This window comes from Planctomycetota bacterium (genome assembly GCA_038746835.1).
GTDB lineage: Bacteria > Planctomycetota > Phycisphaerae > Tepidisphaerales > Tepidisphaeraceae > JBCDKH01.
Genome location: JBCDKH010000170.1, coordinates 1 through 8,060, shown reverse-complemented (window position 1 = coordinate 8,060; position 8,060 = coordinate 1). Strand labels below are relative to the sequence as shown.

At 66.4% G+C, this 8,060-nt stretch carries 7 protein-coding genes; 5 read left to right on the top strand and 2 right to left on the bottom strand.

All coding sequences use genetic code 11. The features are described 5' to 3' along the window. Nucleotides 1–314 precede the first annotated feature (314 nt). Nucleotides 315–1,265, top strand: coding sequence for a transglutaminase-like domain-containing protein (locus AAGI46_13810; protein ID MEM1013281.1), 951 nt, complete (start codon nt 315–317; stop codon nt 1,263–1,265). Between the two features lie 173 nt (nt 1,266–1,438). On the opposite strand, the gene AAGI46_13805 is transcribed toward AAGI46_13810, so the two are convergent. After that, nucleotides 1,439–3,268, bottom strand: coding sequence for a hypothetical protein (locus AAGI46_13805; protein MEM1013280.1), 1,830 nt, complete (start codon nt 3,266–3,268; stop codon nt 1,439–1,441). Nucleotides 3,269–3,495: 227 nt separating this feature from the next. Here AAGI46_13805 and AAGI46_13800 point away from each other — a divergent pair, with 227 nt between their 5' ends. The 4 genes from AAGI46_13800 to AAGI46_13785 are packed head-to-tail and all read left to right on the top strand — an operon-like array spanning nt 3,496 to nt 7,361. After that, nucleotides 3,496–4,386, top strand: coding sequence for an AraC family transcriptional regulator (locus AAGI46_13800; GenBank protein ID MEM1013279.1), 891 nt, complete (start codon nt 3,496–3,498; stop codon nt 4,384–4,386). A 21-nt stretch (nt 4,387–4,407) separates the two neighbouring features. Beyond that, a complete protein-coding gene (locus tag AAGI46_13795; GenBank protein ID MEM1013278.1) occupies nt 4,408–5,607 on the top strand; it encodes a phytanoyl-CoA dioxygenase family protein in 1,200 nt (399 codons plus the stop codon). 18 nt (nt 5,608–5,625) lie between these two features. Continuing rightward, nucleotides 5,626–6,615: a hypothetical protein gene (locus AAGI46_13790; protein MEM1013277.1), complete on the top strand. Its 990-nt coding sequence runs from the start codon at nt 5,626–5,628 to the stop codon at nt 6,613–6,615. 23 nt (nt 6,616–6,638) lie between these two features. After that, a complete protein-coding gene (locus AAGI46_13785) occupies nt 6,639–7,361 on the top strand; it encodes a hypothetical protein (GenBank protein ID MEM1013276.1) in 723 nt (240 codons plus the stop codon). Between the two features lie 3 nt (nt 7,362–7,364). On the opposite strand, the gene AAGI46_13780 is transcribed toward AAGI46_13785, so the two are convergent. After that, nucleotides 7,365–8,060, bottom strand: a 696-nt coding sequence (locus AAGI46_13780) for a glycosyltransferase (protein ID MEM1013275.1), incomplete at its 5' end; no start/stop codon positions are given.

Here is an 8,060-nt window from a genome sequence, read left to right as displayed (position 1 = left end):
GTGCGCCGCGGGGCGGGGGTGGTGGCGGCGTGGGGGGGGGGCCCCCCCCCGGGGGGGGGTCTGCCCCCCCCACAACCCTCGGCTTCATGATGCTGTCGATGCTCAACCAAGGAGTCGGGAGCAGGTACCGATTCATCTCAGACTCCGTACCACACGCGTTCCAACCCGATCACATCCGACTCACGATCTGACTCAGTGGCTTCTTGTCAACGGTCGACTTCGTTGCAGTGTCAGACGCCCAGATGCCGATGCCGAGCAATGACGCGAGTTGCCCGATCGTCGGGCAATCCGCGTCCGTGCCCGACCTCAGGCTCATGCCCGCCAAACGCACTCCCACCGCGACCTCGTCCAAAGGCAAACGTGCCCGTGGCCGATCCGACCGCACCGGTCATCCGTTCGCGCCGACCTGCTGCTCGCCCGACGCCTTTGACCTCATGGCCGCTCAAGTGGCCGGGCGGTCGAACAAGGAACCGCGTCTGGCCACGTCCGACGGCCTCGTTGCCGCGGCGTGTGCTGTCGCTCTGCAGCTCGATCCGAACGTCGAGCCGCAGGACTGCCTCAAGGCCCTCGAACAGCTGGCCAAAGAGGCGGCCGCTCCGCTGGGCGGAATCGACGCTGCCCGTCGCCGCGCTGCCGCTAATCCGCAGGCCGTCGTCGCGCACCTGCACCGGAGCCTGTTCGACGTCGCCGGGTTCGCTGGCAACGACATCGACTACTACCGCATCGACAACTCGTCGCTCCCGGCGGCGTTGTCGACGCGTCGCGGTTTGCCGATCACGCTGGCGATGGTCTACAAGCTCGTCGCCTCACGCCTGGGCCTGCGGTCCTGGGGCGTCGGGCTTCCCGGGCACTTCGTCGCGGGCGTGGAGGCCGGCGGTGCGATGCTGGTCGACTGTTTCGACGGCGGCCGGATTCTGGACCGCGACGACGCCCGCGAGCGCGTCGCCGCCTGTGCTGGACCTGACGTGCCCTTCAACGACGACCTGTTGCGTCCCGTCAGCCATCGCCACTGGGTGACGCGTCTGATGCAGAACCTGCTGCAAGTCCTCGACGCCGACGGCCGCCACGCGGATGTCGCGGCGATCCTGGAGCTCGAACTGCTGCTCTGGCCCGAAGAGGCGCACCTCGCTCGCGATCTCGGCCTCGTCCTGGCTCGCATCGGTCAGGGACGCCCGGCCAAGGGCTGGCTCACGCACTACCTCGATTCGCGGCCCGACGATCCGCAGAACGGGGATTTGCGCGACCTTGTCCAGGCGCTGGCGTAGGCACACTCCGTCATCCCGAGTGCAGCCGAGGGACCTCGTAGCGGTTTCATCACGATGATCAGACGAGGTCCTTCGGCTCGCTTCGCTCGCTCAGGATGACGGAAAGAGACAGCAAGAGACGCCCCCGTCACTCCTCGTGACGGGGGCGTGCTTTCTCGTGATCGAACCGTGACTTACAGACCCTGGTTCGGACCGCCACCCATGCCCTGTTGGACTTGGAGTGTGGTCACGATCATCGCGCTGACGAGGTCCTTGGGCACGATGACGCCGATTCGCAGGCTTTCGTCGTCCGGGCCGACGGCGATGCCGATGGGCGGGAGGTTCTGCGGAATCTGGACCGGCGGGGCCATCCCGAACATCTGGGCGGCGCCGAGGCCCGTGCGGGCAATCTCGGCGACTTGGATGAATGCCACGGCCGAGCGATCGCCCGGCAGTTCGGCGAGCAGGCCGTCCACGTCTGCATCCAGCGGCGAGGCACCTTCGCGAACGGTGCTGATGACCGACGCGACCATCTCGTCGCTCAGGCCGCCGTAGCTCAGGAACGTCTCGTCATCGACGACGCCCATGTAGCTCGTCTGACCCTCGGGCCCGAAAATCTGCTGCATGAACATAGCGGCCATTGGATCATTGCTGGGCATCTGCGTGCTTGCCTTGGCGAAGGTGACGCCATCAACCGTCTTCGCGCCCTCCTCGAAGGTGACGTCCATCGCGGGCATCTCGCCAGCCTCACCAGCTTCGGCCGCAAAAGCCTTCATCAGCTCCGGACCCATCGCAGCCATGTTGCGGGTCGCGCCCATGAGCTTCTCCGCATCGCCGGCCTGAATGGTGACCTGCTGGATCAGCGGCGCGCGCCCGATCGCAGCGGTGTCCGGCGCCATGAGGCCGAACTTGCTGCCGGTCTGAGACTTGATGAACGTGCGAATCTCATCGACGTAGGCACCGATGCCCTCGACGCCACCGACCTCGTCCAGCTCGGCCAGGACCGGGCCGACGACATCTTCGAAGAGCTTGATGCCCTGCTCCGGATCGGCCGTGCTGCCGCCGAAGAGCAGGTACGTCGATGCGGGCAGGCCCGTCAGCAGCGAGCCGTCGGTTGCTTCCATGTCGCCGAACGTCTCGCCGAGGTAGCTGTCCTCTTTGAACTGGGCGACGACGTTGGTGACGATGCCGGCGTCGGGGTTGAAGTCGACGCTGACCGTCGCGGCTTCGGCGTCACGAAGGAAGCTCTCGAGCACGGTGAACGCCTGGTTGACCGCCGCGCGGGCGACGGGCTTGTACTTGAGCAGGCCCTCGGGGACGTCGCCGTTCTCGAACCAGTTTTCGAGCTCTTCGAGCAGCATCTCCTTGCCGCCAGCCTCTTCGACGGCAGCCGCGAGCAGCGGGGCCAACGCCGGGAAGTTGGCGTAGAGCGTGACGTCCTCGTCTGCGAGGGCCGAACCCGTCGGGCCACCCAGAGCAAGGCCGAGCTCGCCTTCGATGGTGAGCAGCTCGCCGTACGGCGTCATGGCCATGTAGTCGCCCATCGGCTTCATGAAGACGTCGTCACCCTCGGACTCGCCGACCATGACGCCGTCCTCTTCGCGGACGTTTTCGAAGTTGCCGGTGAAAGCCTCGACGTCGCTGACCGGGACCAGGAAGACGAACGGCGGGTCGGTGCCCTCGAAGTCGGCGTTGGCGGGGGCGTAGATCGCGACTTCACCGTCGAAGTCGATGCCCTCGAGCTTGCCATCGGCCTCGTCCTTCAGGCTCTGGATCGGATCGCCGAATCCCGGCTCCATTTGATCGAGTCCCCACTCCTTGGCAAGTGCAGAAAAGTCGTCGGCGACGGCCTGGACGCCGTTGATCTTGATGGCAAACAGGGCGTCGGCCGGAATCTGCTCGGCCACGTCGGCATCGGCTGACGTCGTGAACAGGCCGACCGTCGCTGCGGCGGCTGCCGCGCAAGCCAGAAGGCCACGCCGACCAAGCGACGCGGGACGAGGTGAAGAGACAAGCATGCTCATGGTGTTGCGAATATCTTGGAGATTGAAGTGAAAGCCATTGTGCGGCCACGAGATGCGCGAGCCGCTGGGCAGAGATTACGGCCGGCAACTGGCGATCGACAATGTCGGAACTCGCCCGCGACGCCGGCAGGCATCGTCACACCGATCACGCCCGCTGGTTGCACTCGGGCCGGGCCTCGCTCCTTCTGAGTGGACACGCGTGTCGACGGTGTCGGATAATGAGCGACATGAGCCGCGCGTCGTTTCGCCTCACCTCTGCCGCCGTCAGCTGGTACCCGCCCGGCTCGACGTTTGGGCCGAGGAAGATGCGCGACTGGGAGTTCGTCTGGATCATCGAGGGCGACTGTCGCTACCGGCGTGACGCGACGTGGGTCGCCGCTCCGCCGGGGTCGGTCGTGGTGTGCGTGCCGGGAACGATCGACGAGTTTCAGTGGGATGCCAAACGCCAGACGCGTCACGGCTACTTTCACTTCAATCGCTTGCCCGCCGGGTTGAAGATGGCGGCCGAGACGATTCCGCTAGTGCGTCGGCCGAGCGAGAGCGACGTGTTGCGTGGGCTCTTTCGGCACGTGCTCGCGTGGTTCGGCCGGGGCGACGCACAGCTGGCCGAGAGCGTCGTGAAGACGATGCTGATCGCCTTCGCATCGGGCGAGCACGACGTCCTCCAGCCGCCGCCGGTGGTGTTGCCCGAGTGCGTCGAGCGGACGCTGGCCCGCGTCCAGCAAGCGATTGCCGAGCAACCTGACGAGCCGCTGACGTTCGACGAGCTGGTCGAAGCGTCCGGCGTGACGGGGCCTTACCTGTGCCGGGTGTTCAAGAAGCACGTCGGCCACGCACCGCTGGAGACGGCGACGCTGCTCCGGCTGCACGAGGCGTCGGCGATGTTCGAGCGGACGAACCTCACCGTCCAGCAAGTCGCCCAGCGACTCGGTTTCAAGACGCCCTTTCACCTCTCGCGGCTGTACACCAAGGCCTACGGCATGTCGCCGACGGCTCATCGACGCCACATGGCCGAGGGTGGCGTTCCGCGACTTTCGCCGCTCCACTGGAAGGCGAGTTTCGAGAGGTCAATCACGGACATGTTTTTCCCAAGCCGAAGCATGGCCGAACGCGGCTGAAGCGTCGATCATTCCGGCACGATGAGCACCACCAGCCAGGCTTCTCCCGCCCTTCGCGTTCACGACGAAGTTGTCGACAGCGAAGACTTTCTCCATCGACGCGGCGATCGCAGGTACGAGCGGCGATGCGTCTCGGCCGACGAGTACCGGCACTTTCGACAGTGGGGCTACGTCATCGTGCGTGGGCTCGTCTCGCCCGAGGACGTCGACGAGCTCGACCAGCACACGATGGACCTGATGCAGGGCCGCCTGCCCGAGCAGCAGGCGATGGACGAGTTCGATCCGGACAACGTCAAGCACGAGAACTACCGCGAGCGACTCCGCGGCGAGGGCAAAACCACTCGGCACCTCGTTCGCCCGCCGGAAGATGCCACGCCGGAGGAAAAGGCGGCGATGTTCCTGCGGATCCACATGCTGCATCGGCAGCTGGCGTTGCACGAGCAGACTCTGCTGCACCCGCGCATTCTCGACGTGCTGGAGGCGATCATCGGGCCTGACGTGCTGGCCCTGCAGTCGATGCTCTTCCTCAAGCCGCCGGGCAAGGTCGGCCAGGGTTGGCACCAGGACAGCTACTACATCCCGACGCAGCCCGACACGCTGATCGGCTCGTGGCTGGCCATCGACGACGCGGACGAGCTCAACGGGGCCCTCTGGCTGGCCAAGGGCAGCGGTCGCGAACCGATCTACCCGCCCTGCCCGAATGTGGCCGACGGGACCAAGCCTTACGGCTTCGGCGATCGACTGATCGAGGACCTGACACACATTCACGGTGCCAGCGACCCGCAGGACGACCACAACCACCTGACGCCCGTCGCCGACGGCTACGACCAGGTGCTCGCGTCCGTCAAAAAGGGGGATGTCGTTTTCTTCAACGGCCACATCCTGCACCGCAGCAAGGACAACATCACCAAAGACCGTTATCGCCGGGCGTTTGTCGGGCACTACTGCAACGCCCGCAGCATCACGCAGTGGGGCTACGACCCCGAAGGCGGGCCGATCGCCCGGGACGAATCGCTCGGCGGAGCGACCAACGGCAGCCACATCCTGGCGCGGGGCGACACGCATCTGCCGTTCGCCAGGCCGAGGTTTGACACGCCCTGCGCCGCGCTGTTGCCGGACGAAGTGCGTCGGGGCCACTTCGACGGCATCGCGCGGACGCTGGCGGCGCACGGCGATGGCATGATGGGTTGCGGCATCGGCGTGCCCGACGACCACGACTGACGCCGGCTACCTTCTTCCGTGCCCACCGACGCGGAGGAAGCCCGCCGAGCCAAGCGACGCCGCAAGAAAAAGCGTCCGCCGAACAAGGCGGCTCAGTACGCGGTCTACCTCGCGGTCAAAGGTCTCGCGACGGTGTTTCAGGCGATGCCGATCGAGGTGTCGATGACGCTCGCGTCCGGCTTTGCGGAGTTGATGTATCGCCTCGACGGCCGGCACCGCGTTCGATCGCGGGGCAACGTCGAGGCGTCGTTCCCCGAGAAATCCGCGGCCTTCCACCACCGGCTGACGCGGGAGAGCTTCCGCCTGTTCCCGTTCCTCGCGATCGAGTTCCTGCTCTCGCCGCGATACGTGCGACGGAACCGGTTCCACCGACACATCCAATTCGGCCCGCGCATGGGCGAGGTGCTCAAACTGCTCATCGAGCAGGAACGCGGCGTCCTGCTCGTCTCCGGGCACTACGGCAATTGGGAAGTGCTCGGCTACACGCTGGCCGAAATGGGCTTTGGCACCTCCGCGGTCGCAAGGCCGCTCGACAACCCGTACCTCTACGAACTCGTCCTTGGCATCCGCGAGAAGAAGGGCCAGCGCATCCTCGACAAGAAAGGTGCAATCGCGGAGCTGCCCGCGGTGCTCGAGGCCAAAGGGGCCGTCGGATTCATGGCCGACCAGGACGCGGGGAAGCGCGGCATGTTCGTCGACTTCTTCGGCCGGCAGGCCAGCACGTACAAGTCGATCGGCGTCATGGCGATGCGGTACGACGTCCCGATCGTCATCGGCTTCGGCCGGCGCGTGAAGGACGATCTGCGATTCCTGACCGACGTGGTCGACGTCATCCACCCGCAAGACTGGAAGGCCCAGCACGATCCGCTGCGGTACATCACCGAGCGCTACACGCGCGGCATCGAGACCTCCATCCGCGGCGAGCCCGGCCAGTATCTCTGGCTCCACCGACGCTGGAAGACGCGGCCGGAAGACGTGCCCGCCCGACAGCGACCTGCAACATCGTGAGCCGGCCGCGGTACAGTCTGGCAATGCGGGCGATCGTGCTCATGCTCGTGCTGTGCCTCGCGACGGCGGCGGAGGCTTCCGTCGTTGAACAACTCGCCAGCCTCGACGGACGCGAACGCGATGAGGCCAGGCGTCAGCTGTACGCCACCATCGGCGTCGCCGAGCTGGAGGGTTTTCGCGACGACGTTGCCGAGATGTCGGCGTCGGATCGGTCAGTGGCGCGTGAGGCGATTCGGGCGGTCGTGCTGCACGCGTTCGTTCGCGACGAGTCGCTGCGTCGTCAGGGCGAGGCCCAGAAGCAGGCTTTCCAACGCCAGAACGACCTGACGCCCGGCACAGGGACCTACGGCTTTCTCGGCGTCAGCTCGACCCGCGTGAGCTGGACGCGGCAGGTGATGCCGGGCGTGATCTTCTCGCGACTGATCCCGGGTTTCGTCGCGTCGCAGGTCTTTGAGGACGGAGACGTCATCACCGCGGTCTCGCAGATTCGAGCCGACGGACGGGGCATCGGCACGACGGAGCTTCGCGAGTTCAACAGCCTCCGAACGTCGGTTGGCGGACAGCCGCGCGGGCAAACGCTCCGCTTCTTCGTCCAGCGTGGCGGACGGTTCGTCACCCGGGATGTCACGCTCGACACGCGAATCGACCCCTCGCAAACCGCCCTGAGCCTCGACGCCGGCTACGCCGACGTCCGCGCCGTCGCCGAGGAGCAATGGGCGACCGACTTCGCACCGCTGTTCGAGTGAGGGTCAAGTCATCGCGCGGAGCAGTTCCGATTCGGCGAGCTCGGCCCGGTGTTCATAGGTGTGCGACGCGAGGACCTTCGATTTCGCTGCGCTGCCGATGCGGCGGGCGTCGTCATCCGTCAGCGACGCAAGGTGTTCCGCGACGGCCGCACCGTCGTCGGCGACGAGGACTTCGGCATCGGGTTCGAGGAACTCGTTGATGCCGCGCCACGCGTCCGTGACTAGGCACGCACCCGCACCGGCGGCCTCGAAGACGCGCGTCGCGGGCGACCAGCCGTAGCGGGCCATGCTCTGGCGGTTGACGTTCAGCACGACCCGAGGCGTGCAGTTGAACGCGTTGTGGTCCGGCGGCGCGACGTGACCAATGGCCCGGACGTTGGCCGGCAAGTCCGCGTCATGCCAGCCGTTGCCGCCGAGCAGGAACGACTTGTCCGGCAGCAGACGGGCGGCCTCGAAAAAGAACGCGTCGATCCGCGCTTCACGATCCGGCAGCCGATTTGCGAGCAGCGCCAGGTCGCACGCGAACCGCTCGTCCAGCTCAACCGCATGGTGCGTGTCGGGATCGCACGCGTTGTAGATCGGCACGCACCGTCGGGCACCGAGCTTTGCGTACGCCTCTACTACCGGCGGGCCTCCGCCGTAGGTGAGGATGGCGTCGAACTGCGGGATCTGTCCGCGAAACGCGTCGGCCGGGTCGTT